At 66.9% G+C, this 25,955-nt stretch carries 24 protein-coding genes; 9 read left to right on the top strand and 15 right to left on the bottom strand.

All coding sequences use genetic code 11. The features are described 5' to 3' along the window. The first annotated feature begins 25 nt into the window (after window positions 1-25). The 4 genes from ASG77_RS13305 to ASG77_RS13290 all read left to right on the top strand — a co-directional run bounded on the left by ASG77_RS13305 (window position 26) and on the right by ASG77_RS13290 (window position 5,440). Window positions 26-943, top strand: coding sequence for a LysR family transcriptional regulator (locus tag ASG77_RS13305; protein WP_056346231.1), 918 nt, complete (start codon window positions 26-28; stop codon window positions 941-943). 379 nt (window positions 944-1,322) lie between these two features. Beyond that, window positions 1,323-2,687, top strand: coding sequence for an MFS transporter (locus tag ASG77_RS13300; RefSeq protein WP_082576035.1), 1,365 nt, complete (start codon window positions 1,323-1,325; stop codon window positions 2,685-2,687). Window positions 2,688-2,732: 45 nt separating this feature from the next. Beyond that, a complete protein-coding gene (locus tag ASG77_RS13295; protein WP_056346229.1) occupies window positions 2,733-3,998 on the top strand; it encodes a M20 family metallo-hydrolase in 1,266 nt (421 codons plus the stop codon). Continuing rightward, window positions 3,995-5,440, top strand: a complete 1,446-nt coding sequence (locus tag ASG77_RS13290) for an amidase (RefSeq protein WP_056346227.1) — start codon at window positions 3,995-3,997, stop codon at window positions 5,438-5,440. The genes ASG77_RS13295 and ASG77_RS13290 overlap by 4 nt, the downstream gene beginning before the upstream one ends. Window positions 5,441-5,482: 42 nt before the next feature. Here the strand turns inward: ASG77_RS13290 and ASG77_RS13285 are convergent, their stop codons facing one another. The 5 genes from ASG77_RS13285 to ASG77_RS13265 form a co-directional block, all read right to left on the bottom strand. After that, on the bottom strand, window positions 5,483-6,487 hold the full coding sequence (locus ASG77_RS13285) for a Ppx/GppA phosphatase family protein (protein ID WP_056346226.1): 1,005 nt from the start codon (window positions 6,485-6,487) through the stop codon (window positions 5,483-5,485). A 52-nt stretch (window positions 6,488-6,539) separates the two neighbouring features. After that, entirely contained in the window at window positions 6,540-6,992 is a 453-nt protein-coding gene (locus ASG77_RS13280) for an SseB family protein (RefSeq protein WP_056346223.1), read from the bottom strand. Window positions 6,993-7,039: 47 nt separating this feature from the next. Next, window positions 7,040-9,769, bottom strand: coding sequence for a type I DNA topoisomerase (gene topA, locus ASG77_RS13275; RefSeq protein WP_056346221.1), 2,730 nt, complete (start codon window positions 9,767-9,769; stop codon window positions 7,040-7,042). Between the two features lie 156 nt (window positions 9,770-9,925). Continuing rightward, complete coding sequence (locus ASG77_RS13270) at window positions 9,926-11,656, bottom strand: DUF7059 domain-containing protein (protein ID WP_056346219.1); 1,731 nt, start codon at window positions 11,654-11,656, stop codon at window positions 9,926-9,928. Continuing rightward, the gene (locus ASG77_RS13265) at window positions 11,649-12,485 is read right to left on the bottom strand and encodes a MerR family transcriptional regulator (RefSeq protein ID WP_056346217.1); all 837 of its coding nucleotides are present in this window, start codon (window positions 12,483-12,485) and stop codon (window positions 11,649-11,651) included. The genes ASG77_RS13270 and ASG77_RS13265 overlap by 8 nt, the downstream gene beginning before the upstream one ends. A 138-nt stretch (window positions 12,486-12,623) precedes the next feature. On the opposite strand from ASG77_RS13265, the gene ASG77_RS13260 reads away from it, so the two are divergent. Then, a complete protein-coding gene (locus ASG77_RS13260; RefSeq protein ID WP_056346215.1) occupies window positions 12,624-13,061 on the top strand; it encodes a hypothetical protein in 438 nt (145 codons plus the stop codon). Window positions 13,062-13,192: 131 nt separating this feature from the next. After that, window positions 13,193-13,786, top strand: coding sequence for a hypothetical protein (locus ASG77_RS13255; protein WP_056346213.1), 594 nt, complete (start codon window positions 13,193-13,195; stop codon window positions 13,784-13,786). A gap of 51 nt (window positions 13,787-13,837) precedes the next feature. On the opposite strand, the gene trhO is transcribed toward ASG77_RS13255, so the two are convergent. Both trhO and ASG77_RS13245 read right to left on the bottom strand, forming a co-directional pair. Then, window positions 13,838-14,731, bottom strand: a complete 894-nt coding sequence (gene trhO / locus ASG77_RS13250; protein ID WP_056346211.1) for an oxygen-dependent tRNA uridine(34) hydroxylase TrhO — start codon at window positions 14,729-14,731, stop codon at window positions 13,838-13,840. A gap of 51 nt (window positions 14,732-14,782) precedes the next feature. Next, entirely contained in the window at window positions 14,783-15,241 is a 459-nt protein-coding gene (locus tag ASG77_RS13245) for a hypothetical protein (RefSeq protein WP_056346210.1), read from the bottom strand. A 95-nt stretch (window positions 15,242-15,336) separates the two neighbouring features. Here ASG77_RS13245 and ASG77_RS13240 point away from each other — a divergent pair, with 95 nt between their 5' ends. Together ASG77_RS13240 and ASG77_RS13235 are read left to right on the top strand one after the other, a co-directional pair. After that, window positions 15,337-16,029, top strand: coding sequence for a GNAT family N-acetyltransferase (locus ASG77_RS13240; RefSeq protein WP_056346207.1), 693 nt, complete (start codon window positions 15,337-15,339; stop codon window positions 16,027-16,029). Between the two features lie 27 nt (window positions 16,030-16,056). Then, window positions 16,057-18,486, top strand: coding sequence for a DEAD/DEAH box helicase (locus ASG77_RS13235; RefSeq protein WP_235564536.1), 2,430 nt, complete (start codon window positions 16,057-16,059; stop codon window positions 18,484-18,486). On the opposite strand, the gene ASG77_RS13230 is transcribed toward ASG77_RS13235, so the two are convergent. The 8 genes from ASG77_RS13230 to ASG77_RS13195 all read right to left on the bottom strand — a co-directional run bounded on the left by ASG77_RS13230 (window position 18,459) and on the right by ASG77_RS13195 (window position 24,115). Continuing rightward, on the bottom strand, window positions 18,459-18,818 hold the full coding sequence (locus ASG77_RS13230) for an Rv3654c family TadE-like protein (RefSeq protein WP_082576034.1): 360 nt from the start codon (window positions 18,816-18,818) through the stop codon (window positions 18,459-18,461). The two genes, ASG77_RS13235 and ASG77_RS13230, sit on opposite strands and share 28 nt — an antisense overlap. Continuing rightward, window positions 18,815-19,264 (bottom strand): TadE family type IV pilus minor pilin, encoded by a 450-nt coding sequence (locus ASG77_RS13225; protein WP_442854247.1) that lies wholly within the window; start codon window positions 19,262-19,264, stop codon window positions 18,815-18,817. Before ASG77_RS13225 ends, ASG77_RS13230 begins: the two co-directional genes overlap by 4 nt. An 89-nt stretch (window positions 19,265-19,353) precedes the next feature. Beyond that, window positions 19,354-19,716, bottom strand: a complete 363-nt coding sequence (locus ASG77_RS13220) for a DUF4244 domain-containing protein (RefSeq protein ID WP_156380318.1) — start codon at window positions 19,714-19,716, stop codon at window positions 19,354-19,356. A 173-nt stretch (window positions 19,717-19,889) separates the two neighbouring features. Next, window positions 19,890-20,498, bottom strand: a complete 609-nt coding sequence (locus ASG77_RS13215) for a type II secretion system F family protein (RefSeq protein ID WP_056346203.1) — start codon at window positions 20,496-20,498, stop codon at window positions 19,890-19,892. Beyond that, entirely contained in the window at window positions 20,495-21,376 is an 882-nt protein-coding gene (locus tag ASG77_RS13210; protein ID WP_056346202.1) for a type II secretion system F family protein, read from the bottom strand. Before ASG77_RS13210 ends, ASG77_RS13215 begins: the two co-directional genes overlap by 4 nt. Continuing rightward, window positions 21,373-22,626: a TadA family conjugal transfer-associated ATPase gene (locus tag ASG77_RS13205; RefSeq protein ID WP_082576032.1), complete on the bottom strand. Its 1,254-nt coding sequence runs from the start codon at window positions 22,624-22,626 to the stop codon at window positions 21,373-21,375. Before ASG77_RS13205 ends, ASG77_RS13210 begins: the two co-directional genes overlap by 4 nt. Beyond that, on the bottom strand, window positions 22,623-23,783 hold the full coding sequence (gene ssd / locus ASG77_RS13200; RefSeq protein WP_082576031.1) for a septum site-determining protein Ssd: 1,161 nt from the start codon (window positions 23,781-23,783) through the stop codon (window positions 22,623-22,625). The genes ASG77_RS13205 and ssd overlap by 4 nt, the downstream gene beginning before the upstream one ends. Before the next feature lie 116 nt (window positions 23,784-23,899). Beyond that, window positions 23,900-24,115 (bottom strand): hypothetical protein, encoded by a 216-nt coding sequence (locus tag ASG77_RS13195; protein WP_056346200.1) that lies wholly within the window; start codon window positions 24,113-24,115, stop codon window positions 23,900-23,902. 96 nt (window positions 24,116-24,211) lie between these two features. Here ASG77_RS13195 and ASG77_RS13190 point away from each other — a divergent pair, with 96 nt between their 5' ends. Further along, on the top strand, window positions 24,212-25,924 hold the full coding sequence (locus ASG77_RS13190) for a bifunctional 3'-5' exonuclease/DNA polymerase (RefSeq protein ID WP_056346199.1): 1,713 nt from the start codon (window positions 24,212-24,214) through the stop codon (window positions 25,922-25,924). Window positions 25,925-25,955: the final 31 nt, after the last annotated feature.

Genomic DNA, 25,955 nt, shown 5'->3' with positions numbered 1-25,955 from the left:
CCGCGCAGAATGCGAGCATTGACGAATGGCAAAGCCCTTTACCTTGACCCAGCTGCGGTATTTCGCGGTGGTGGCCGAGCTCGAAAACATGACAGCGGCAGCCGAACGACTGCTCGTGACACAGTCCACCCTGTCCACCGCAATGGCCCAGCTTGAAGCAAGCCTGTCGACCCAGCTGTTTGTCCGGCTCAGGACGCGCGGCCTGCGGCTGACACCGTCCGGCCGGCAGATTGCCCAGGACATCAAGGTGCTGCTGGAGCATGCGGATTCGCTGTACGAGTCCGCCCGGGGGCTTGCGACAAGCCTGGTCGGAGAGCTCAAGGTGGGCGTGTTCGCGCCGCTGGCGCCCTTCCGGCTTCCCGCAATCCTGCAGACCTTCGAAGTCCAGCATCCGGGGGTCGAGGTCTCCTTCCTTGAGGCCGACCTGGCGAGCCTGCAGACAGCCCTCCTCGAAGGGCAGTGCGATGTCGCGTTGATGTATGGTCTCGGCCTGGGCCGGGGCTTCACACACACGGTTCTCGAGCGTGTGCCCCCTCATGTGCTGGTCCATGCTGAGCACCCGGCGGCGTCCCGGCCCGAGCGGAGCATAGCGCTGCAGGATCTCGACGGCGAACCCTCGGTGGTGCTGGATCTCCCGCACAGCCGGGAATACTACGAGCAGCTGTACGCGATCGCCGGGGTGGTGCCCAACGTCCGGCACCGCTTTGCCGGATATGAAACGGTCCGCTCGTTTGTCGCGAAGGGGCACGGCTACGCCATGCTGAACCAGAGACTCCACAGTGACCTGACGTATTCCGGCGGCAGGGTGGTTGCCCTGACCCTGACGGATGACTTCCCGCCGATCGAGGTGATGCTGGTCCGGCCGGAGGGAGTCCAGCCCACCCGCAGGGCCCTCGCTTTTGAGGAGACGTGCATCCGGCTTTATGGAGCCGCCCGGCAGTAACTGCGGGGGACTCCCCTGGCCCATCGACGACTGCGGCTCGCAAATCCGGAACATTTGGCATCGATAAAATCCATCGGTTCGGTCAAAACAATCAATTGGACAGATGTGAACCGGATCACACACAGTTGGTGCAGTGCGGTGGTGCCGGCGGGATTCCAACGGCAAATCCCGCTCAAAGACGGCCCTTGGCCGAGTCCCGAAGCGCGACAACCATGTTGATCAAAGGAGATTCAATGGTTCCGATTCACGCCCAAAGTGTCCGACGTATGTCCGGACCGTGGCCTGCCGGCAACACCGCGGCAACATCAGCAGATTTCATTTCCCGGGCCCGTAACACCGCAGGGGACATCGGAAACACCGCGAAACTAGCGTGGCTGTCATGACGATCAACGACCTCAAGGACCAGTCACCGGTCCCCGGGACCACCCCGACGACGACCCCGGACCGGGACGCTTCCCGGTCCGGAACCCCCCGCATCACCAAGATGCAGAAGCGGGTCCTGGCCGGCGGCAGCATCGGCCAGTTCATCGAGTTCTACGACTTCACCCTTTACGGCCTCACCGCCGTCATCTTCTCGCAGCTGTTCTTCCCGGGCAGCAATCCCGTCACCGCCATGCTCGCCACCTTCGCCACCTTCGGCGTCGCCTTCGTGGTCCGTCCCATCGGCGGGCTGTTCTTCGGAGCTCTCGGTGACCGGATCGGCCGCCGCCGCGTCCTGACCATCACCCTCATCGCCATCGGCGGCGCAACCGCGCTGATGGGGCTGCTCCCTACATACGGCCAGATCGGCGCCTGGGCACCTGTCCTGCTGGTCCTTTGCCGCCTAGTCCAGGGCTTCTCCGCGGGTGGCGAGTCCGTGGGAGCGCCATCGTTCGTCTTCGAGCATGCGCCCGTCGAAAGCCGCGGGTTCTGGCTCAACATCACCATCGCCGCCACCGCGCTGCCCTCGGTGGTTGCCGGGTCGATGATCCTGATTCTCAGCCAATCGATGCCCAACGAATCCTTCATGGCATGGGGCTGGCGGCTGCCGTTCCTGCTGGCACTGCCGCTGGCCCTCTTCGGTGTCTGGATCCGCAGCCGCACGGTGGAAAGCGATGCGTTCAACGAGGCCAAGGCGTCCCGGACCAAGGAATTCAGCCCGGTCCGCGAGGCTTTCCGCGAAAACAGGCTCCGCATGGTGCAGGTCATTTTCGTCATGGGTCTCACCGCGATGGGCTTCTATTTCCTCTCGGCCTATTTCGTGTCCTACGTGCAGACCACGGGCCACTTGAGCCGTGAGCAGTCCCTCCTGGTCAACGCCGCCGCCCTTGCCCTTTACGCCGTCCTGCTTCCCATCGGTGGCCGGATCGGGGACCGCTTCGGCCGCAAACCGATGCTCATTGCAGGGTCCGCCGCGCTGGCCCTGCTTTCGGTGCCGAGCTTTATGCTCGTGACCAGCGGCAGCCTTCCGCTCGCCCTCCTGGGACAGGCGGTCTTCGTGGTGGCGCTGTGCATCTACGGCGGCGGCTGCTACACGTTCTTCGTCGAAATCTTCACGACCCGGACGCGCTTCACCTCGGCGGCGATCAGCTACAACGGCGCCTACGCGCTCTTCGGCGGCACGGCACCGTTCATCGGCACGGCCCTCGTCGGCGGCACCGGAGTGCCGCACGCCCCCGGCTTCTACATGGCCGCCGCTGCCGCCGTCGTGCTCCTTCTGGTGCTGTTCACCAAGGTTCCCGAAACGCGCGGCCGCATGGGCTAAGCCCGCCGCCTGCTCCTCGCCACCGCAACATACAAAGGACTTCCCATGAACTCAGCAGTTTTCCTCCAAGACTTCCACCATGTGGCCACCATCGGCGCCACCTCCAACAATGGCGTCGACCGCCAGGCAGCCACGGCGGAGGATGCGCAGACACGCCACTGGTTCGCCGGGTGGGTGCGCGACGCCGGATGGGAACTCCGGGTGGACGGGATCGGCAACATGTTCGGGCTGCTGGAGTGGACGCCGGGGGCGCCCTATGTGCTGATCGGATCCCACCTCGACAGCCAGCCGCTCGGCGGCCGGTTCGACGGCGCCTACGGCGTCGTCGCCGCCCTGCACGCGGCCCGGCATCTGGATGCCGAGGTTGCGGAGGGCGGGGCCGCGCCGCGGTTCAACCTGGCGGTGGTGAACTGGTTCAATGAGGAGGGCGGCCGGTTCGCGCCGAGCATCATGGGAAGTTCGGTGTTTGCGGGACTCCTGCAGCGGAAACAGATGTTGGATGTGGCGGACCTGCAGGGGGTCACGGTCCGTGAGGCGCTGGACGGCATCGGGTACCTCGGCACGGCCGAGGGGCCCGAGGTTGCCGGCTACGCGGAGATCCATATCGAGCAAGGCCGGATCCTGGAGCGCGAAGGGATCTCGATCGGCCTGGTTGACAGCAGCTGGTACACCCAGAAGCTGGACATCGAGGTGCTTGGAGAACAGTCACACACCGGCGCCACCGCCATGGCCGACCGCCACGACGCCCTTGTTGCAGCGTCCAAGATCATCCTTATGGTGCACGATGTCACGAAGGACTTCGCGGACGAGGCCCTCGTCTCGTCCGTGGGACAGCTGACGCTGGAGCCGAACTCACCCATCGTGGTGGCGCGCCGGGTGCACCTCGTGGCGGACCTCCGCTCTGGCGATCCGGACATCGTCAAGGCAGCACGCGCCAAGCTCATCGAGGACATCGATGTGCTGGCGCGCGAGCATGACATCAAGGTCAACATCAAGGACTTCGATATCCGCCCCATCCGCCACTTTCCCGAGGCCGGCCTGGAACTCGCGGACAAAGTGGCGGCTGATCTGGGGCTCTCCGTGCGGCGGATCCAGACCATGGCCGGGCACGATTCCGTTGCCATGAACACGGTGGCACCGTCCGTGATGCTGTTCATCCCCAGCGTGGATGGCGTCTCGCACTGCGAACGCGAATTCACCACCGACGCCGACATGGTTGTCGGTGTGGACATGCTCACCGGCGTGGCCCGAGAGCTCACACACGGGGCCCTCGCAGAGTCCTTCCCGCTGCCGGCGGAGGCGCTGGCATGACCGAACTGCACTACCTCGACGCCGCCACAGCCTTGCGGCTCTTCCGCGCCAGGGAGCTCTCGCCCGTGGAGCTCCTGGACGCGGTGATCGCGAGGACGGAAGCCGTCAACGACCAGATCAACGCCCTGACAGAAACCCTCTTCGAAGAAGCGCTGCCCGCCGCACGTCAGGCGGCCGCGACATACGCGCGGGGCCGGGACCTGACGCCACTGCTGGGGCTGCCGGTCGCCGCAAAAGAAAAGCACGGGATCAAGGGACTCACCCTCTCGCAGGGACTGGTGGCCCGTAAGGGCGAGCTTGCGCAGGCGGACCATCCCGTCATCGATCGGATCCGCCGGGCGGGCGGAATCATCCACATGCGCACCACCACGCCGGAATACAGCTGTGCCACGGTCACCCACAGTCCGCTGTGGGGTGTCACCCGCAACCCGTGGAACCAGCGGTTTTCCCCGGGTGGCTCCTCGGGCGGCTCGGGTGCGGCCCTGGCCGCCGGACTCACGCCGCTCGCCACCGCCTCCGACATCGCCGGCTCAACCCGGCTGCCGGCGTCGTTCACAGGAACCGTCGGCTACAAAGCACCATATGGGAGGATTCCCGGTCTGGCCCCGCTCTCTGCCGACCACTACCGCGGCGACGGCCCGATGGCGCGGACGGTCGCGGACACTGCCTTGCTGGCGAACGTCATGTCCGGCCGGCATCCCGGGGACCATACTTCCCTCGCCGGCGGTCCGGGACTGTCCTGCCCTCCGGCTGCCGACGCTACCTCGGCAGTGCCCGGCATGCGCATCGCGCTGTGCATCCGGCTGGGGAACTACCCCGTGGCCGCGGACATAGAGGCCAACACCCGCGCCGTGGCCTCCGCCCTGCGCGCAGCCGGAGCTGTGGTTGAAGAGATCGAACTGCCCTGGACCACCGCAGATATCAGCGCGACGATGTTCACGCATTTTGGTTACCTCCTGGGCCCGGCCATGGACGATGACACCGCAGACGCACCGGAGCTGCTTGCTGCCTACACCCGACGCTTCATGGCGGACGCTCGCAAAGCTGCAGAAGAAAACCGCTTCGTCGACGGCATTAGGGCGGAGACGCGCCTCCAGGCTGAACTGGCCGCTGCGATGGCTGGCTTCGATGCCTTGATCTGCCCGACCTCTGCCATTGCCGCGCTCGACGCTGACGGCATGTACCTTGACGGCATTGAAGCCGGCGAGGTGCATTTGGAACATTACTGGCAGGGCCACATGACGGCGCCGTTCAATATCGCCAACCGCTGCCCGGTGCTGGCCGTACCGAGCGGATTGGCAGACTGTGGCATCCCCACCGGGGTGCAGATTGTGGGCCACCCGTTCGACGACGCCACGGTCTTCGCCGTTGGCGCCGCCGTGGAAGCTGTGCGGCCCTGGGCCGCACGCCGTCCGGAGCTCTTGCTGATGAGCCACTCATGAGCCAGGCGGCCCCGGTGTCTGCGCCCTAGGCCAGCCCGGGCCTCAGGCGGGTGAAGCCCCGATCGCCTGCCGTGCCGCGGCGGGCTCCGCGATATGCGGGGCCGGATCCAGCGGGCCGGCGAAGACCAGCTGGTCGAGCCGGCGCAGGATCAGCCCTTCACGCAGCGCCCACGGGCAGATCCTGATCTTCTTGAACTTGAACATTTCCAAGGCGGCCTCGGCTACCAGGGCTCCGGCGAGTAGCTGGTGCGCGCGGGCCTCTGACACGCCCGGCAGAAAGAGCCGGTCCTCGGACTTCATGGCTGAAATGCGCTGCGCCCAGACGCCCAGATCCGTGGCGTTAAGTGTGCGCTTCACGTACGGCCCTGCGGCGCTGGGGGCTGCTCCGGCGACCCTGGCGAGCGACCGGAAGGTCTTGGAGGTTCCAGCCACAACGTTGGCGCGGCCCAAGCCGTCGAACTGCCTGACTGCCGGGGCGAGGGTGGCCCGGATGTAGCGGCGCAGCTCTTTGACGCTCTTGGCGGAAGGCGGGTCCTCAGCCAGCCAGTCGCGGGTCAGGCGGCTGGCGCCCAGCGGCACCGAAGTGGCCACTTCGGGCAGTTCGTCCTGCCCGAAGGCCATTTCGAAGGAGCCGCCGCCGATGTCCAGGTTCAGGATCGGTCCCGCACCCCAGCCGTACCAGCGGCGGACGGCGAAGAAGGTCATGGAGGCTTCTTCGCTGCCGGTCAGTTCCTGCAGGGTGACAGTGGTTTCGTGCTTGACCCGGGCCAGCACGGCAGGGCCGTTAGTGGCTTCACGGATGGCAGACGTACAGAAAGCCAGCAGGTCGTCCGCTTTGTGCCTGGCGGCAAACTCCCAGGCTTCAAGGACGAATTCGGTCAGCTCGTGCTGCCCTTCGTCGGTGATGTTGCCGTCGGTATCCAGGTATTGGACCAGGGATATGGGCCGTTTGTGCGACGCGAAAGGCACCGGACGCGCGCCAGGGTGGGCATCCACCAGGAGAAGGTGGACAGTGTTTGACCCGATATCAAGGACGCCTAGCCGCATCCTGCCATTATTCCCCCGCCCGGGCCCTCACTCACAACCTGCACTAAAGATGTCAGTTTGCGGAGGCGTCCTCGGGTGCGCCGTCGGGAAGCTCATCCGCCCGCTTGAAGTCGCGCTTGATGTTGGCGACGCCCTCCGGGTTGATCTCAAACCCGTACGCAGCGCCGGGGTTGATCACCATGCCCAATTCCTCGCCAATGTTGGCGATGATGGCTGCACCCTGGGTCCCCAGGACGTTCGGGGCCGCCTCAAGATACTGCTCGTCAACGCGGCTGGGGTGCGAGAACACCGCAAGGACGGGCTCGCCGTCGGCGTTCGCCAATACCAGCGGCTCCACCTGCGAATCCTCCCCTTCGATGCCGTCGGTGCTGATGACGTAGACCTCGCTGTTGAGGAAGGACAGGATGACGTCCACCGGGCTGCCATCGGGCTGGCCGCCGAGGGCGAGCTTCTCTTCGAGGTCGTTGAGCGGCGTGAGATCGGCTGTGCCGGGCTGTTCAGTCATGTATCTACTCGACCACGTTGGAGAGCCCGGCGCAATTCCGGCCGTACTTACTTCTTGGCGGGAGCCTTCTTTTTTGCCGGGGCCTTGCGGGCCGTTGTGGCGCGCTTGACCGGACCCTTGGCCCGCTTCTCGGCGAGGAGTTCAATGGCCTGTTCGCGGGTCAGTTCCTCCAGGGACGTGGACCGCGGGACGGTGATGTTGGTGATGCCGTCGGTGATGTACGGGCCGAAGCGGCCTTCCTTTACCACGATGTTCTTCTCGGAAACCGGGTCCGGTCCGAACTCGGCCAGCGGCGCCACCGCGGCTCGGGCGCCGCGCTGCTTGGGCTGCGAGTAGATCTCCAGCGCCTGCTCCAGCGTGATGCTGAAGATTTCCTCTTCGGTGCCGATGGAGCGGGAGTCCGTGCCCTTCTTCAGGTACGGGCCGAAGCGACCGTTCTGCACGGTGATGAGGTTGCCTTCGGCGTCCTCACCCAGGGCGCGGGGCAGGCTCATCAGCTGCAGCGCTTCGTCCAGGGTCACAGAATCCACGGTCATGGATGCGAACAGCGAACCGGTGCGCGGCTTGGCCTTGACGGGCTTCTTCGGCGGCTTCGGCTTGCCGTTCTTGTAGTACTCCACGGGCTGGTTGGCCAGCTGTTCCTCGGTCATCTCCGGGATGACTTCGGTGACGTACGCGCCGTAGCGGCCGTTCTTGGCGACAACGCTGTGCCCGGTGTGGGGGTCGTCGCCCAGTACGCGTTCTTCCGGCGCAGCTGTTTCCATCAGTTCGATGGCCTTCGCCGCCGTCAGTTCGTCGGGCGCCAGGTCCTCGGGGACGTTGGCGCGGGAGTTCTCCACGATTTCGCCGGTCTTGGCGTCCACCGTGGCAGCGGAGCTTTCCAGGTACGGACCGAACTTGCCCACCCGCAGCGTGATCTCATCCGTGATGGGAATGGAGTTGATTTCCCGGGCATCGATCTCGCCCAGGTTGTTCACGATGCTGAGCAGGCCCGGATCGGAATCTTCACCGTAGTAGAAGTGCTTGAGCCATGCGGACCCAACCGCCTGGCCGTTGGCGATCTTGTCCAGGTCGCCTTCCATGTCCGCCGTGAACTCGTAGTCCACATAGTCCGTGAAGTGCTGCTCAAGCAGGCGGATCACCGAGAAGGCGATCCAGCTGGGGACCAGCGCGGAACCCTGCTTCCGGACGTAGCCGCGGTCCTGGATGGTGGAAATAGTGGAGGCATAGGTAGACGGGCGGCCGATGCCCTTCTTTTCCAGCTCGGCCGTCAGCGACGCTTCGGTGAAGCGCGGCGGCGGCGATGTCTCGTGGCCCACAGCCACAATGTCCGACGCCGTGAGGGCATCGTCCTTGGCCACGTTCGGCAGCCGCCGGGCTTCGTCGGAGTCGTCGTCCCCGCGGCTTTCGTCCTTGCCTTCTTCATAGGCGGCCAGGAAGCCCGGGAACGTGATGACGGTACCGGAGGCGGAGAACTCAGCGTCCCGGCCATCGGTGGCCACGGCACCCAGGCGGATGGTCGCCGTCGAGCCCTTGGCGTCACCCATCTGGGAGGCGACGGTGCGCTTCCAGATCAGTTCGTACAGGCGGAACTCGTCACCGGAGAGCTGCTTGGCCACCTGCGCCGGCGTGCGGAAGGAGTCACCGGCGGGGCGGATGGCCTCGTGGGCTTCCTGCGCATTTGCGGCCTTGCTGGTGTACACGCGGGGCGACGCCGGGATGTACTCCGGGCCGTACAGCTCGGAGGCCTGGCGGCGGGCGGCCGTGACGGCTTCGTCGCTCAGCGCCGAGGAGTCGGTACGCATATAGGTGATGTAGCCGTTTTCGTACAGCCGCTGGGCCACCTGCATGGTGCTCTTGGAGGAGAAGCGGAGCTTGCGGCCAGCCTCCTGCTGCAGCGTGGACGTGGTGAACGGCGCGGCAGGCCGGCGCGTGTACGGCTTGGTGTCCACGGACCGGACGCGGAAGTCCGCGTCCTGGAGACCGGCGGCCAGTGAGGTGGCGAGTTCCTCGTTGAGGTGCGCCGCATTGCGCGAGGTGAGGACGCCGTCGTCGTTGAAGTCGCGGCCGCTGGCCACCTTGGCGCCGTCAACGGCAGCGAGCTTGGCCTTGAACGAACCGGAACCGGCGCCGAACTGGCCCGTCAGGTCCCAGTACGAGGCGGCCTTGAAGGCCATGCGTTCGCGTTCACGGTCCACCACCATGCGGGTAACCACGGACTGCACGCGCCCGGCGGACAGGCCGCGGGCCACCTTGCGCCACAGTACGGGGGAAATCTCGTAGCCGTAGAGACGGTCCAGGACGCGGCGGGTTTCCTGCGCGTCCACCAGTGCCGTATCAACATCGCGCAGGTTGTCCATGGCGCGGTGGATGGCTTCCTTGGTGATTTCGCCGAACGTCATCCGGTACACGGGGACCTTGGGCTTGAGCACTTCCAGCAGGTGCCACGCGATGGCCTCGCCCTCGCGGTCCCCATCGGTTGCGAGATAGAGAGCGTCGGCATCTTTGAGCGCGGCCTTCAGCTCGGTGACCTTTTTCCGCTTGTCCGCGGACACCACGTAATAGGGTTTGAAGTCGTTTTCGATGTCGACGGCGAACTTGCCCACCGAGGTTTTCTTCAGTTCTGCAGGAAGCTCAGACGGCTGCGGCAGGTCGCGGATGTGACCAATGGAGGCCTCTACGATGAAGCCCTCGCCGAGGTACTTGGCGATGGTCTTGCTCTTGGCCGGAGACTCCACAATCACGAGTTTCTTGCCTGTTTTGGCCTTGCTTGGCACGGTGCTCCTACAGAAAAAGGTTGCTCGGGCAGATGAGCCCATATTGGCCTAGTTCACCATATTTTGGACAATAGTGCGCATTCATGTGGAAAACCCACTGGTTCATGAGACCCGCCCGGGACCCCGATTTGGGGTGTTCCGGGGCTGGCCAAACCGCTATTCAGCAGGCTCGGAAGGAACCAGGAAACCGTCGCTGACCAGGTTCGCGACGTCGTCGAGCAGCCTGGTCCGGAACGCGTCGCCGTCGAACCCGTCCTCCCCGGCAAGGCTCCCGCCGAGCAGCGCCGCAAGGGCTCCGATGATCTGACCGACGGAGAGGTCACCGTCGCACGCGGAGACAAATCCGGCGAGTTCGGTGCTGAGCAGATTGGTCCGGCGCAGGCCCGCACCCTGACGCAGCAGGATCACGCCGGGGTGCTCGGCGCCGGGGCGCTGATGGCGCTCCTCGGTGACGTCGTCCGCCACGAGCAGGTGCGCGTCCGCCAGGCTGTTGGCGGCCAGCCAGTCGGAACGCTCGACGGCGGCGCCCAGGTGAGGCCCGATGGGCTGCTCAATGGGGTACGTGATTTCCTCGAAACGGCTGATGGAGGCGGCGGGTCGTCCCGCCGTCGGCCGGCGCAGCCAGATCATGCCGAAGCCTATGCCCTCCACGTTCCGGGAAGCGAAGTCCGCCAGGTAGGCGGCGTAGGCGTCCCGGTAATGCTTCCGGTCGCGGGATTCGGACGCGTCCTGCAGCCACGTTTCGGCGTACTGCTCCGGGCCCACCTGCTCGCGCTGGATGAACCAGGCGTCCACGTCCGGACCGGCCCAGCTTTGCGGCCGGTCCGACCACTGCGTCCCCGCGGTGACTTCCCAATTGCCCAAAAGCTGGGCTGTTCCGGCCGGCGCGAGGACTGAGGGCAGGGCGGCCACCAGCGAAGCGACGATGTCGTCCCCGGGCAGCCCGCCGTCACGGTAGGTGAACTGCCCGGACGCGGCTTCGTCCAAGGTCCGCGGGGTGATGACGAACGGCGGGTTGGACACCACCAGCTCGAATTCCTCCCCCGCCACCGGCTCCAGGAGAGACCCCAGCCGAAGGCTGACCCGGTCCTCCAGCCTGTCCGGGTCCAGGTGCAGGGCCTCGGCATTAAGGAGGAGGTTAAACCGGGTGAAGGCCAGCGCCCGCTCCGAGATGTCCGTTGCCGTCACATGCTCGGCATGGTGCAGGAGATGGAAGGACTGGATGCCGCAGCCCGTGCCCAGGTCCAGGGCCTTGGCGACGTGGCGGCGGACGGTGGTCTGCACCAGCGTGGTGGACGCCTGCCCGATCCCCAGCACATGGTCGTGCCGCAGCATGCCGGCCTGCTGGTGCGCGGCGAGGTCGCTGGCCACCCAGAGCTCGGCGCCGCCGCTGCCGTCCTCATTTGAGTCCCAGCCGTACGGCCGCAGATCCGCTTTCGCCTGCAGCAAGTCCTGCGCCGGCTGATCGGCGCCGGGCAGCTCAGGGCCGGCCAGCTCTGGGCCGGGCACGGGCTCGAGCAGCCCCAGCTCCACCAGGCCGTCGGCTCGGATTCCCGGCAGGGCGGCGTCGAGCGTTTCCCGCGTCTGCGGTTCCGCCAGGAGCCAGAGACGCACGACGGCGGCGAGCGCCGCCGTCGTCTTCTCACCGTGCGCAGCCTCACCCCCTGCCGCATCAATCTGAACGGCGCTTTCGGTGGCCAGCAGCGCCGGGATGATCTGGTCCCGGTTCAGCGCGCGGTAGGCTGACTCGCCCAGCAGCCCCGCCACGCCGTCGAGCGTGTAGTCCACCCGGCGCAGGTCCGCGGCGAGCGCCGTCAGCAGTTCGGGGAGGTCGCTGCGCGGGGCATCGGGGGTGTTGCCGGCCAGGAAAAGCGTGGAATCAGTCACCGCCCAAGTCTATTGGCGGGCCGGCTTCCTCCTGACGGGCTAGGTTCTCCGCCGCGTAGATCTTCAGCGCATCCCGGACGAAGCCGGCACCCTCCGCACCGCCGTAGTTCTTGGCGAATCGGGCGTCCGCAACGTACATTTCACCGAGCCCGGTGACGTACGCCTGGACGTCACCCTTGCCGGTGCCGCTCTTCCCGTCACCCTTGCCTGTGACGTCCGACGCCGGGGTGCCCGGGATGCCGGTCAGCCATTCGATGTGCCGCCTGGCGATGTCCTGGGCCTCCGCACTGTCGGGAGCGATACCCGCCGTGGCGGCGGCGATCCAGTCCTCTCCCAGCTGCTGCGAGCGCTGCTTCCACGCCGCCTTCTCGTCGGCACTCATGCCGCGCCACCACGAATCCCCCTTCGCGTAGGCGTCCTTGCCCCAGCGTTCCTCCACTTCGCCCTTGTACTGCGTGTGGTCGAAACCGTTGAACATGTCTTCCGCCATGATTTCGCCCCCTCCTTTCACTGCTTCGATGGTTTGTGTGACCGACGCGATCTGCCGCGCCAGCCTGTCCTGTTCCTGCTTGAGCCATTCGAGATGCCCGGTGAGAGCCTGGGCGGCGTCCGTTTCGTCTTCGAGCACCCGGCTGATCACCGGCAGGCCCAGCCCCAGCCCGCGCAGGAGCAGGATGCGCTGGAGCTGCACCAGCGCCGCCTGGTTGTAGTAGCGGTAACCGTTGTGGCCGGTGCGGCTGGGCTTGAGCAGGCCGATGTCGTCATAGTGCCGCAGCGTCCTGCTGGTGGTCCCTGCGATCCGGGCGATGTCCTGGATGGACCAGTCCATGTGTTCCTCCTTCCTGCTCTGTTTGCATGATGGTCCGGACGTTCTGTTCCGCTGATGGTTCAACGATAAATGTTGACGTAGCGTCAAGGTCAAGGGCCTGAATCACGGAGCACAGATGGAGCCGGGTAAGTTGGAAGCATGGTTCCGTTTCCTTCCTCCATGCCGCGTGCCCTCTCCACTGTGGCTGCAGCAGCTGTCCTCCTGGGCCTCACTGCCTGCGCGCAGCAGCTTTCGGTGGAGAACGCCGATGTGCCGGCCTGGAAAGCCACGGCGATGCCGTCGGCCAGCGGCATTGTTGCCGAGGACTCCGGCAAGATTCTCAATGCCCAACCCATTGACCATACGGAGAACGTGCCGGCAGGCAAGTACACGCTGACACTCGTCTGCGAAGGCGGCGGCAAGGCCTTCCTCGCAGTACGGTCCGGCGGCAAGGAACTCGCCGACCTCGGGGCCGCCTGCTACGGCGCGCGGGAGTCCATCAAGATCACACTCCCGGAATCCGGGCCGCTGCAGCTCAGCGCCTCCAGCGTCGACGCACCGCTGATCTACGCCTACCAGCTGGCAACCGCGGGTTAGTCCCTTCGAATCCACCGTGCAGGTGACCGCCGAACAGGTGACCGCTACGCTGGCGCCCTCCCCCTGACCGGCACTCCCCTCACTTCCCCGAGGCTCTGGATTGGGGTCCGTGCCGGGCATAGAGTCGGAGTATGCCCGCAACGCAGGGGGCGCCGCCGCCCCGCAGGGCGGTACTTCGTCCGGGCACTTGCCCGTCCCGGTCAGTCTCCGTGCGCACCCGGGTCAGGGCCGCCGTCGTGCTCTGGACGGCGGGCGCCCTGGTGGTCGGAACTGCGCTCGCCGGATGTGAATACACGTACAACGAAGGGTGGCGTCCCGCCGAGGCCCCGGCCGCGCCGGAGGTGACCGAGCCGGGGCCACGCGCTGAGTTGTGGCGGAACGATCCCGTCAGCGCGGCTGAAATGGAGGCCTGGCTGACGGAGTCCCAGGTGGGGCCCGGCCTGCAGGTGGCGCATAGGACATTCGGCCTGTTGCGCGCCGAGGAAATCCGAACGGAGGCGACGGCGCCCCTCCCCACCGGAACCTACGTCCTGGTGCTGGTGTGCCGGAGCCAGCGGCGCGTCGAATTCAAAGTCCGCAATGACGAATTCACCATGGTGGACCTCAGCCTGCGCTGCGGATCGCGGCGCGAAAGCGTGATCTACCTGTCCAAGGAAACGGTGCTGCATTTCCAGGTCGAAGCGCCGTCCCCCGCCAATTTCGCCTACCGGCTGGCCCGGCTCTGAACTTTTCTGCCTGCCGGCTCTGACCCGGCCGCGCCGTTCAGGCCACGCAGCTCAGGCCGCGCAGCCTTCGGGGCAGCGCAGCGTCTCCGGGCTGGCGGCACACTCCGCGCAGTACAGCGTCAGCGTGCGGCAGCTCGGGTTGGAGCAGTTCTCGAATTTGCTGGTGGGCGCGGCACAGCGTACGCACTCACCGATGGTCTTGGCGTCCTCACTGAATTCCAGGTGCATGCGCTTGTCGAACACGTAGAGCGAGCCTTCCCAGAGGCCCTGGTCCTTGAACGTTTCGCCGTAGCGGACGATGCCGCCGTCGAGCTGGTACACCTGCTTGAAGCCGCGGTTCACCATCAGGCTGGAGAGCACCTCGCAGCGGATGCCGCCGGTGCAATAGGTAACCACCGGTTTGTCCTTGAGGGCGTCGTACTTGCCGGAGTCGAGCTCCTTGATGAAATCGTGGGTGGTGGCCACGTCAGGGACGATCGCGTCCTTGAACTTGCCGATCTGGGCCTCGAAGGCGTTGCGGCCGTCGAAGAACACCACGTCCTCGCCGGCCTGTTTCGTGGCTTCCACCAGTTCGTGGAGTTCTTCGGGCTTCAGGTGGGTGCCGCCGCCCACCACGCCGTGCTCATCCACTTTGAGTTCGCCGGGCGCGCCGAAGGAGACGATCTCGTCCCGGACCTTAACGCTCAGCCGCGGGAAGTCCTCCGCGCCGCCGTCGGACCATTTCACGTCGATGCCGTGGAAACCCTTGTATTCGCGTGTGGTCTTCACATACTGCTTGACGGCGCCGATCTCGCCGCCCACCGTGGCGTTGATGCCGTCCTTGGAAAGGAGGATGCGTCCGGTCAGCCCGAGTTTTTCGCACAGGGCACGCTGCCAGAGCCGCACCGCGTCCGGATCAGCGATGGGGGTAAAGCCGTAAAAGAGCACAATTCGGTTCAAAGCCACGTATTTAAGGGTACTGGGTTGCCGGGCACCGGACCCGCCTGGTGGCCGGGGCTAAGGTTGGCCCGCTGCGATGGCGGCGTCGCGCCTGTTCAGGGCGGTTTCAGCCGCCCGGTAGCCCAGAACGACGACGGCGAAGGGCACCGCGGTTGCCGTCACAGCGGCCGCGAAAGCATCAGCGCCATTGTTGAGGGCGAGTTCTGCCGCACCGTCACCAACGAGGCGCGGCACAACAAACAGGACCAGCGCGGTGAGAAGCCCACCGAATCCCGGCCGGCGCACTCCTGCGGGCTCGAAGCGTGATCCCGGAAAGTCCAGCGGGCGCTTCGAATTCCGGTAGATCAGGGCGCCGGCCACCAGCGGGACGAGCCCGCCGGCAAGCCAGAGCAAGTAGCCCACACCCGTGGCCTTCTCCCAGTATCTTGCGCCGCCGACCATGGCCACCATTAAGGCGACACAGACCAGCAGGGGCAGCGGAAAGGTGCTCTTGGACAGTTCCTTGGCGGCGGGCATTCGGTCAGCCTTGTCCTGTCACGATTGCATAAGCAAGTCACATCGGGGGCAGCCTACCCCTGTTGCTTGTGTCGGGGCTGGAATACTCTCATGACATGAGTCCGGACGCCTTGGTTGGAGACATCACACGCCTTCTTGAAGTCTGGGTAGCTGGCTGGGCCGGCTGCCGCGGTTACCAGACCTCTGTTGAGGGCCGCTTCCCCGCTGCACTGCGGGCCGACACCACCGGGGAGTGGGAATACTTCGCCCATGACCCCTCCGCTGACGAGTTCGCTGCCCTGGCCGCGAAGACCGCCGAGGCCCCGGCCAGGGTCCTGACCATCCTCACTAATGACGTTGCCCGCTTCAGTGCACTGGCCCAAAAACACGGGCTGAACGTCACGTCCGCATCGCAAGCCATGATGATTGTGGACATGGCCACGCAGGATACGGAAGATCCGTGGCTCTCCGACGATGATTTGAACCTGGTCACCTCCCAGCTCGACGGCGTCCACCACGCGGTGGTCCGCTCGAGTGACACGGTAGCGGCGAGCGGCAGGGTTTTTGTGGTGGGCGAGACTGCAGTGTTCGACAAGATTGTGGTCCAACCAGCGTTCCAGCGCCGCGGCCTGGGCAGCTTCATCATGAAGGCCCTTGCGGCGCAGGCCATCGGACCGTATGTGGAGAACGGCCTGCTGCTGGCCTCGATCGACGGCCAGAAGCTCTATTCCCACCTGGGCTGGTCAACTGTTTGCCGCGTACTGATGTTGTCCACGTCCGATGAGGGTGCCGACCTCTCCGTGGGGTGATTTTTCCCCGGGTGAAAGAATGTTGGGGTGAACCCCCATGACTCCCTGATTCCCTTGCTGGGCCGAGGCCCGGACCCGGAACAGCTGCGTCATGTCCGCACCATCCCTGCCCGGCAGGCGGTCCATGAACCGTGGCCGGCGTGGGCACATCCGGATCTGGTGGCCGCTTACGGCTCCCTGGGCATCCACGAGCCGTACCGGCACCAGATCAAGGCCGCCAATCTGGCCCACGGCGGCGAGCACGTGGTGATCGCCACCGGCACCGCCTCCGGTAAGTCCCTGGCCTACCAGCTGCCGGCGCTTGACGCCATCCACCGCTCCGAACTGCGCGTCCTGTCCGAACCGGGAAAGATCCACGACGACGGCGCCGTGACGCTCTATCTCTCCCCCACAAAGGCACTCGCTGCCGACCAGCTCGCAGCCATCCGTTCCCTGGATCTGCCCACCGTACGGGCCGAGACGTACGACGGCGATACCGACCCCGCGTCCCGCCGGTGGATCCGGGACCATGCCAACTTCATCCTGGCGAATCCGGACATGCTCCACTTCGGCATCCTTCCCAATCATGCCTGGTGGGCCAGCTTCTTCCGGCGGCTGCGGTACGTGATCGTGGATGAGGCCCACAGCTACCGCGGGGTGTTCGGCTCGCACGTGGCCAACCTCATGCGCCGGCTGCGCCGCATCTGCGCGTACTACGGTGCCGGGACCACCCACCCCGGTCCGGTGTTCATCGCCGCCTCTGCCACGGCATCTGAGCCAGGCACCTCCTTCGGCCGCCTGATCGGGGCGCCGGTCCGGGCCGTTGCCGAGGACTGCTCGCCGCACGGTTCCACTACGGTGGCTTTCTGGGAGCCTGCCCTGACCGACCTCAAGGGCGAGAACGGCGCCAGGGAACGCCGCACCGCCGTTGCTGAAACGGCCGATCTGCTGGCGAACCTGGTTTCGTCCCGGATCCGGACCATCGCTTTCATCAAGTCCCGCCGCGGTGCGGAGACGATCGCTTCGATCACCAAGCGCCTTCTGGACGAGGTGGATCCCAGTCTTCCCCAACGCGTGGCCGCCTACCGCTCCGGGTACCTTCCGGAGGAACGCCGGGCCCTGGAAAAGGCCCTCCGCTCCGGCGAACTCCTGGGTGTCTCCAGCACATCCGCCCTTGAACTGGGGATCGACATTTCCGGGCTGGATGCCGTCCTGGTGGCGGGCTGGCCAGGCACCAGGGCATCGCTGTTCCAGCAGATCGGCCGGGCAGGGCGCGCGGGCCAGGATGCCATTGCCGCGTTTGTGGCCAGCGATGATCCACTCGACACCTACCTGGTGAACCATCCCGAGGCGATTTTCGACGTGTCGGTGGAGGCGACCGTCTTTGATCCCTCCAATCCGTACGTGCTGGGTCCCCATCTTTGTGCCGCCGCCGCGGAGCTTCCGCTGGGCGTGGCTGAGCTGGGCCTGTTCGGCGGCACCGCAGAGAAGTTGTTGGGGCAGCTTGTGGCGCAGGGCTATTTGCGCCGCCGGCCGGCGGGCTGGTTCTGGACGCACTCCCAGAGCGCTGCGGCCATGGTGAACCTCCGCGCCGACGGCGGCGGGCCGGTGAGCATCGTTGATGCCGACACCGGTTCCTTGCTCGGGACCATGGATTCGCCCCAGACGCACTACCAGGCGCACACAGGTGCCATCTATGTGCACCAGGGCGACAGCTATGTGGTGGAGGACCTGAACGAAGACGACCACTGCGTGGTGGTCCGGCGCGCCAACCCCGACTACTACACAACGGCCCGGGACGTGACCCAGATCGAAGTGCTCGAAACACTCCGGACCGAGCACTGGGGCGATATCGCCGTCCACTTCGGCGATGTGAAAGTGACAACACAGGTGGTTTCCTTTCAGCGCAAGGCCTTGATTTCAAACGAAATCCTGGGCGAGGAGCCGCTGGAGCTGGGCGCCCGGGACCTGTTCACGAAGGCCGTCTGGTTTGTGGTGGAGAACCGTTCGCTGACGGGCGCCGGGCTCATCGAGGCGCAGTTCCCGGGGGCCCTGCACGCCGCCGAACACGCAGCGATCGGCCTGCTGCCGCTCGTGGCCTCCAGCGACCGCTGGGACATCGGCGGAGTATCCACCGCAATCCACGCCGACACCGGCGTGCCCACCATCTTTGTGTACGACGGGCACCCCGGCGGTGCCGGCTTTGCCGAACGCGGCTTCGACAAGGCAAAGGTGTGGCTCTCGGCGACGCGCGACGCCATCAAGGCGTGTGAATGCGAGTCGGGCTGCCCGTCCTGCGTCCAGTCCCCCAAATGTGGGAACAAGAACAATCCGCTGGACAAGGCTGCCGCCGTCACGCTCATCGACGTCCTCCTCAAAGACGCGCGCGAAATGCCTCTCCGCAGTGCGGAATTCCTGGCGAGCACGGAGCCGTTCAGCACCACAGCCGCTCAGGGCGGCGGTCCGGCCCGCGACTGACCTGTGGCGGCGCCAACGAGTGTGCGTGCATTCAGCTCTGTTCGGACCCTGACGGTCTGGCCGGCCCCTTCCGTACAGCTGACGAGTGCCGCCTCATGGCGGACCGCTACCTCGGCGGCCACCGTGCAGGGGTCTCCCGAAGTGATCCCGCGCAGGGCATCGGCCGCGGCAAGGGCAGCGAGGTCCGCCGCTGCCGCTGCCCTGCTGGCCATCACCGCGGACTGTGCGAACAACAACATCAGGGCCATCGCCATGATGACAACCAGCGCCAGTCCCGCCGCCAGTACTGTTCCCGAACCGCGCTCCGGGTTGTCCCGGAATTGCCTGTTCACAACGGCGCCTCGTCCGCGGTCCCGCCCGGCTCCAACCCCGGATTGGCCGCGGCAGCCGGCGTTTCGCTCCGCGTGGTGGCCTTGGCCGTGAGTGTCCAGGGCACAGTTGCCCCCAGCGGCCCGCCCACCCCGTCGGCCACCGTGACGCTGAGCCACTCACCTTCAGTCCCAACGGACGCCGTTGCCGACGTCCCCGCCAAGGTCCTGACGATCCCCTGCACTGAAGCCGCGTCCTCGCCGCGGGCCAGCGCCCTGGCGCCGGCCCGCGCCGCCTCCTCGAGCCTGAGCTGCGTGACGCCCGCGGAGGCTCCCGCTAAGAGCAGTGCGAGGAGCAACAGAACTGCCGGCAGCGCTACCGCGAACTCCGCCGTCACGGCGCCGTGGGCGTTCCCCGGACCACGGCGGCGGCGACGGAACCGGCGACGGAACGCGGCCGCCGGTCCCAGAGCCACGCGGCTTTCCACACCCTGGTTCCGGCAGCGGCCACAGCGGCTGCCCCGGTCATCAGCCCGTGGCAACGCTGCCGGCGGCAGACTCATGGCAAGGCCAGCGCCGTGCGGATGAGGTTCAACAGGAATCCGCGCACTTCGTCGCTGCGGAGAATGAAGACGAGAAGTCCGGCGAAGCCAACAGCGGCAAGGGTGGCTATGGCGTATTCGGCCGTCGCCATTCCGGCCTCTGAAGCTGTGAGCCGGGGCCGGCGCTTTTTCGCCTCGCTGGCACCGGGGTAAAGCTCCACGACGTTACCAACGGCCTCTGGGGCCTCCTCCCGTTGGCAGGTACAAGCGTCCAGTCCTGCATTGGCAAGTACCACGGAGTCCCATGCGGCGGTACCCGCAACTCCCGCGCTGAGCTCCGGCGCAGGGGCGGCGGAAAGGCTGTTTTGGATGATGGTCATGGTGACGGTTTCCCTTCTGTGCTCCGGCCGAGTTGCCGGCTGATTTCGACTCTTCCCGGCTCCGCAGATCTCGGTAAGTGCAAACATCCCGTAAGTGGATAAGCGCCGCTTTGAGCGGATTGTGGAGGACGGGACGGGGTGTGGAGGAATGGACCGTAGCTCAAATCCCGCTGTCAGGACCCGGACGGCACCAGGGCCAGGAGGACCGGGACTACGCCCAGGCAGATGAAGGCCGGGAGCGAGCACAGGCCCAGCGGAATGACCAGCTTCACGCCGAGCGAGGCCGCCCGTTTCTCCGCAGCGCGGAATCTTTCCCGGCGCAACCTCGCGGCCTGTGCGTAAAGGATGGCCGACGACGGCGCTCCGGTCAGGGCGGCGAATCCCAGGGCGTCACGCAATTCCAGGATTTCAGGAAGACGGATTTCGGAACTGCGCCAGGCTGTTTCCCAGTCGGCTCCGATGGCGAGCGCAGACACCACCGGACGCAGCGCCTTGCCGTAGTCCGTGGAGGCCGAGGCCGCGACGAGTTCCAGGGACCGGCCAATGCCAGACCCCGCGTCCAGCATCGCGGCCACGAGCTCAAGCATCATGGCTGTGTCACGCAATCCGTGAAGGCGGCCGCCTTGAGTGAGTGCTTCATCGGCCCCATGCGGCCCGGCGCCCACGTCCCCTCGCAGTCTGAGCAGCCGCTTTCGGACCCGGCTTGGCTGCGAAAGGGCAAGGCAGGCGGCAGCAGCCAGGACAACGGCCAAGGCCAGCCCCGGCACAAGGATGTCCGTCATGGCACACGGGCCCCGGCGGCAGCACCGACCAGGCGGGCGGACCAGATTCTTCCGGCGATGGTGAGGCCCACACCCGCTGCGAGCGCCGCCAGTCCCAGCGGGGTCCCTATCAGGATGGCCAAGGGATCCACGCCCAACGCTATTCCCAGGCCCAGTCCCATCAGCGGGAGCCACGTCAGGAGACCGACCGTGGCCTTGGGCCCGGCGAGCGCTGTCTGCCGTGCGGCCTCGGCATCGTCCTCCACCTCCAGCTGTGCCGCAAACCTCGCCAGGACATCCGCCAGTGGACAGCCGCTGGCTTCGGCAATGTCAAAGCAGGCGGCAAGCTCACACCAGATCCGTAACTCCCTGCTGTCCGCGCGCGAAAACTCCGATTGCGCAGCCTTCCTTATCGCCTCCGACACGGGTGCGCCCCGGAACGCTGCTGCCCGGACGGCGCCAAGCATCACCAGGGAACCTGCGCTGAGGCTCGGACCGCTGGGCCCTGCCGCTGACCCGCGGATTGGTTCCGCCCTTCCGCCAAGGTCCTGCGATGCGCGTGAACCTGCGCCCGCAGTTGCGGAATCTGGCTCCCGACGGCCAGCGTGGACCAGCCACAGTTCATCCCATAGCCGTGCCGGAGTGCGGCCGCCCTTCAGCAGCGCAGCAAGCTGCTGCACCACAAGGGTCAGTGACAGGTCGTTCCGTTCCGGTCGGTTACCGAGCACCTTGCGCCACGCGACGCCCGTCCTGGGGCCACCGGCCCCGCCCTGAACCCGAGAGGCGAAGCCTGGTCCTGTGCTCCCCACGGCCCGCCGGAAACGGCCTGTGGCACCGCCGGGCGGGCTGAAGAGCAGCACGACCGCCAGCACGAGGACCACGGCCAGCAGAAGTGTCATACGGCGGCACCCGCCTCGAGGGACAGTCCCAGCCGCTTGCTCATCGCCTCCCAGGCTGGACCGGTGCCGACCTGGCCGCGTCTGGCCTCCAACGCCGGAACCACGGTTAGACCGTCGGGACCGTCCTGCACCACGCCCACGCAGGCAACATGCCGCCCGTGGCCGGACCGCTCTACGTGGACCACAACGTCCAAGGCGCTGGCTGCCTGCAGCCGGACCGCGTCCTGGCCCATGCCTGCCAGAGCTCCCAAAGCCGTCAGGCGGGCCGGGACAGCGGTGGCAGCGTTCGCATGGATGGTCCCTCCCCCGCCCGTGTGGCCGGTGTTCATGGCGGTCAGGAGTTCCCGCACCTCGGCCCCACGGCATTCCCCCACCACCAGCCGGTCCGGCCGCATCCGCAGTGCCTGCCGGACGAGTTCGCCGAGATCCACTTCGCCGCCGCCTTCGAGGTTTCCGTGACGGGACTCCAGCGACACAATGTGCGGATGGACGGGGTTCAGTTCGGACGCGTCCTCGATCAGGACCAGCCGTTCCGCCGGGGAGCACAGCCCCAGCAGGGTGGACAGCAACGTGGTCTTTCCGGAACCCGTGGCCCCGCTGATCAGGAAACTCAGCCGCTGCTCAACAACCCGTTCAAGGACCTCCTGGACCGTGCTGCCGAACATGCCGCCGGCACGGAGTTCGTCCATGGAGAAGACCTGCTCCCGCCGGATGCGGACGCTCAGCAAGGTGCCTGCGGTGGAAATCGGCGGCAGGACTGCGTGGACGCGGTATCCGCCTTCAAGCCTGACATCAACGCACGGGGACCCGTCGTCCAGCCGCCTGCCGCCGGCGGCCACCAGCCGCGATGCCAAGGCCCGCACCTGTGCCTCGCCGGAAAACGAAACCCCTGCCGGTTCGAGGCCCTGACCCCGGTCGATCCAGACCGAGTCCGGGGCGTTGACGAAGATGTCGGTGACGTGCACGTCCCGCGTCAGTTCCTGGAGTGGGCCGAGCCCGTTCAGCTCGGCGCTGATCCGTTCCACGGCGGCAAGGGAGCCGGCAGTCCCCAGCAGCCGGCCGGTGGCCTGGACGGCGGCGGCAACCCGGGACGGGGTGACAGGTCCGGCGTCGGCCATGACTGACTCACGGACGGTTTCCAGCAGCGCCGAATCCAAGAAGCGCGGATCCAGGACGCGGGCCTGCCGACGGCGTGCCCCCGTCCGCTGGTCCTGGGGCGACGGGGGCGGGACGGGCCGCTGCGCGCTCACGGCAGGTCTCCGACAGGGATGTCGCCGTCCAGCAGATCGAGCACTGAGGCGGCGAAATGCCTGACACTCCGTCGTTTGCCCACGTCAAGGAGCCTGCCGTTTTCCCCGGCAGCCGTAACGCCGCGCAGCTCCGGTACGCGGCCCTGGACGGGCAGCCCGACGGCGTCCGCAATCAGTCCGGCGTCCAGCGCGGCACCGGCCTTGCCCCGTACGAGGAGGGCCGCCTCGACCGGCGGAAGTTCGTGCAGCAGCCGGGCTGTGGCTACCGCGGCCTTCAGCTGCGCCGGCACAACCACGAGGATGCGGTCGCAGTCCCAGGCAAACATGCGCACGGGTTCGGCGCCCCGGCCGATGTCCACCACCACCAGTTCATAGCCCCGCCGGGCCGCATCCAGTACGCCACCTGTGGTGGCGGCATCCACCGGTGCCGGACGGTCGCCGCTGCCGGGCCAGGACAGGAAGGAAAACCCGCCGGCTACCGGCAGTGAGTCAGCCAGCTGCTCGGGATCGATGCTTCCGCTCGCGTCGGACAGGTCAGGCCAGCGCAGCCCCGGCGTCTCCTCAGCCGCCAGTGCCAGTTCCAGGCCACCACCCCACGGGTCGCCATCAACCAGCAACACGCGCACACCCAGCCCGGCTGCCGCCTGGGCGATCCAGATTGCCGCGGTGGTGGCACCGGCACCGCCGCAGCCCCCTGTTATCCCGAGGACGAGTCCTCCCGCTTCGGGTGACCGCGACCGGCTCAGGTACTCTGCCAGCCAGGCCGCGGCATCCGGAAGCACCGCCACCCGCTCCGCGCCGAGGGCTGTGGCCAGGTGCCAGAGACTGTCCCCCTCCCCGTTCAGGCCCACCAACACGGCAGGGGCCCGCCGCCGCGGCGGCAGCTCGCGGACATCGCTCCCCACCAATACTGCGGCCGCGGCGTCCCAGTACTTGGCGGCATCAGCCACGTCCGCCACCACCCGCAGCTGGCCGCCGGCGGCAGCCACAATACGCTCCACTTCGCCCTGCAGAAAGTCATAGCCGGTGACCAGGAGAACCTCAGCACCAGCGGGGTCGGGCAGCCAGGCTCCCGCGGCGTGTGCCGAGGCAGGCGCACGGGACAGCTGGGCGGAAGGCCGCTCGGAAGGGGGTGGCGATAGCTGGTGCCTGCTCATGCAGCAACTCTCCACCGAACTCAAGGGGGAGAAACAGGGCCCTGCCACCGTATGTGGACAACTCCCCCACCCGGCCGACAGGACGGACAGAAAGACGGGCCGAACGGCCGGACCGGTTACTGCTTCCCGTATTTGCGGTGGACGGCCTGCTTACTGACCCCAAGGCACAGGGCAATGGCTTCCCAAGACAGACCGGCCTGCCTCGCCTTGCGGACCAGGGCCGCTTCGGCGCGGCCGACCTCCTTCTGCAGTTCCGCCACTGCGTACAGCGCTTCAGCGGGACCTTTCCCGTCCATTGATGCGACCAGCGTTTTCATCCGTCCTACCTCCATTCGTCAACTTTAGTTGACGAATGGAGGGCCGTCAACACATGTTGACGCCATGGGGTTGGGGCTTGAATGTCCCCGCCGCAGGGCAGAATTGGACCTATGTATCTGCTGCTCGCCGCCCACGCCCACGGCGCAGCCCTCCAGCAGGTCACCCAGGCGGGCGATCCCCACCCCGACCGCCCCGAACCGCGCCTCATCAGCGCAAGCGAGCTGGCCGGCGTCGTACGCCAACTGGAAAACCGGCCCCGCGAGGCGCCGCCCCGCTGGATCTGGAACCGGACCCAGGCCTGGTACCCCGCCCTGCTGGCGGCCGGCGTGGAACTGGAGCGCTGCTATGACCTAGGTTTGTGCGGCAATATCCTGGCGTATTCGCAGTTCACCGCCCACACGGAGTACGCCCGGAACGCCGAGAAGGAACCGCTCGACGATCCCCAGGGGCTGCCCCGCACGCTCCAGCCGCCGCCCCCGCCGGCGGACCAGGGCGCGCTCTTTGACGATGTCCGCCAGCGCGCCCCACGGCAGGGCCTTGCTGAGCTCCGCGCTGAATACGCCGCCCAGCAGGCTGCCCTGGCCGATGCCGCTCCGGAAGAAAACAAGCGGAAGCGGCTCCAGCTGCTGCTGGCCGCCGAATCCGCCGGCGCCATGATCGCCGCGGAGATGCAACACACCGGCGTCCCCTGGCGCGAGGACCTGCATGAGCAGATCCTGGCCGGCCACCTCGGGCCGCGCCCGCCGGCCGGTCACCGCCCCGCGAAGCTGGAGGCCCTGAACACCGAACTCCGGGGGCTGCTCAACTCGCCCGGACTGAACCCGGACTCGCCGCAGGAACTGATGCGCGCCCTGCACCGCAACGGCATCGAGGTGAAAAGCACGCGGCAGTGGGAGCTGATGGAGTCCAGCCACCCCGCCATCGAACCGCTCCTCGCCTACAAGAAACTGTCCCGCCTGCACACCGCCAACGGCTGGGCCTGGCTGGACGCATGGGTAGCCAAGGGCCGCTTCCAGCCCGAGTATGTTGTGGGCGGTGTGGTGTCCGGCCGCTGGGCCTCGCGGGGCGGCGGTGCCCTGCAGATCCCGCGGCAGATACGCGGCGCCGTCCACGCGGATCCCGGCCACAAGCTCATCGTCGCGGACGCCTCCCAGCTGGAACCCCGTGTGCTGGTGGCGCTGGCGCAGGACTCCAAAATGGCGGAAGCAGCGCGCGACAAGGACCTGTACGCCGGCATCGCCGCCCAGGGTTTCGGCGGCGATCGCGCCAAAGCGAAGGTCGCCCTCCTCGGCGCCATCTATGGCGCCACCACGGGGGAATCAGGGCGCCTGATGCCGCAGCTGGCACGGACCTACCCCCGCGCCGTCGGCTTCGTGGAGCAGGCGGCGCGCGACGGCGAGGCCGGCGGCACCGTGACCACCCGGCTTGGCCGGAGCAGCCCGCCGCCGTCGGAAGGGTGGTACCGGAGCCAGCAGTCGGCCACTGCCGAGGAGCAGCGCCGCGCGGAATCCATTGCCCGTTCCCGCGGCCGCTTCACCCGCAACTTTGTGGTGCAGGGATCCGCCGCTGACTGGGCGGCGTGCTGGCTGGCGGAATTACGACGGCGGCTCCGGGCCTTGCGTGCCGACGGTTCCGTTCAGGCGGAACTGGTGTTCTTCCTGCATGACGAGGTGATGGTCCATGCCCCCGAGGCCGGCGTCCAGGCCTGCATCCGGGCCGTCGAGGAAGCTGCCGCCGCCGCGAAGGAACTGCTGTTCGGCCCCATCCCGGTGGAATTCCCCGTCAGCGTGGCCGTGGTGGACTCCTACGACAACGCAAAATAGCAAATTCGGTTAGCCGGAAGAAACCTACCCG

The organism is Arthrobacter sp. Soil762 (assembly GCF_001428335.1).
Classification (GTDB): Bacteria; Actinomycetota; Actinomycetes; order Actinomycetales; family Micrococcaceae; genus Arthrobacter.
This window is presented reverse-complemented; position numbering and strand designations above follow the sequence as displayed.

Coding starts and splice junctions, on each gene's coding strand:
- ASG77_RS13265 (WP_056346217.1), bottom strand. CDS start 12,485: ATGGACTGGTCCATCCAGGACATCGCCCGGATCGCAGGGACCACCAGC.
- ASG77_RS13245 (WP_056346210.1), bottom strand. CDS start 15,241: ATGCCCGCCGCCAAGGAACTGTCCAAGAGCACCTTTCCGCTGCCCCTG.
- ASG77_RS13285 (WP_056346226.1), bottom strand. CDS start 6,487: ATGCGGCTAGGCGTCCTTGATATCGGGTCAAACACTGTCCACCTTCTC.
- ASG77_RS13190 (WP_056346199.1), top strand. CDS start 24,212: ATGTATCTGCTGCTCGCCGCCCACGCCCACGGCGCAGCCCTCCAGCAG.
- ASG77_RS13215 (WP_056346203.1), bottom strand. CDS start 20,498: ATGACGGACATCCTTGTGCCGGGGCTGGCCTTGGCCGTTGTCCTGGCT.
- ASG77_RS13240 (WP_056346207.1), top strand. CDS start 15,337: ATGAGTCCGGACGCCTTGGTTGGAGACATCACACGCCTTCTTGAAGTC.
- ASG77_RS13255 (WP_056346213.1), top strand. CDS start 13,193: ATGCCCGCAACGCAGGGGGCGCCGCCGCCCCGCAGGGCGGTACTTCGT.
- ASG77_RS13195 (WP_056346200.1), bottom strand. CDS start 24,115: ATGGAGGTAGGACGGATGAAAACGCTGGTCGCATCAATGGACGGGAAA.
- ssd (WP_082576031.1), bottom strand. CDS start 23,783: ATGAGCAGGCACCAGCTATCGCCACCCCCTTCCGAGCGGCCTTCCGCC.
- ASG77_RS13280 (WP_056346223.1), bottom strand. CDS start 6,992: ATGACTGAACAGCCCGGCACAGCCGATCTCACGCCGCTCAACGACCTC.
- ASG77_RS13300 (WP_082576035.1), top strand. CDS start 1,323: ATGACGATCAACGACCTCAAGGACCAGTCACCGGTCCCCGGGACCACC.
- ASG77_RS13210 (WP_056346202.1), bottom strand. CDS start 21,376: ATGACACTTCTGCTGGCCGTGGTCCTCGTGCTGGCGGTCGTGCTGCTC.
- ASG77_RS13220 (WP_156380318.1), bottom strand. CDS start 19,716: ATGACCATCATCCAAAACAGCCTTTCCGCCGCCCCTGCGCCGGAGCTC.
- ASG77_RS13260 (WP_056346215.1), top strand. CDS start 12,624: ATGGTTCCGTTTCCTTCCTCCATGCCGCGTGCCCTCTCCACTGTGGCT.
- ASG77_RS13305 (WP_056346231.1), top strand. CDS start 26: ATGGCAAAGCCCTTTACCTTGACCCAGCTGCGGTATTTCGCGGTGGTG.
- ASG77_RS13290 (WP_056346227.1), top strand. CDS start 3,995: ATGACCGAACTGCACTACCTCGACGCCGCCACAGCCTTGCGGCTCTTC.
- ASG77_RS13295 (WP_056346229.1), top strand. CDS start 2,733: ATGAACTCAGCAGTTTTCCTCCAAGACTTCCACCATGTGGCCACCATC.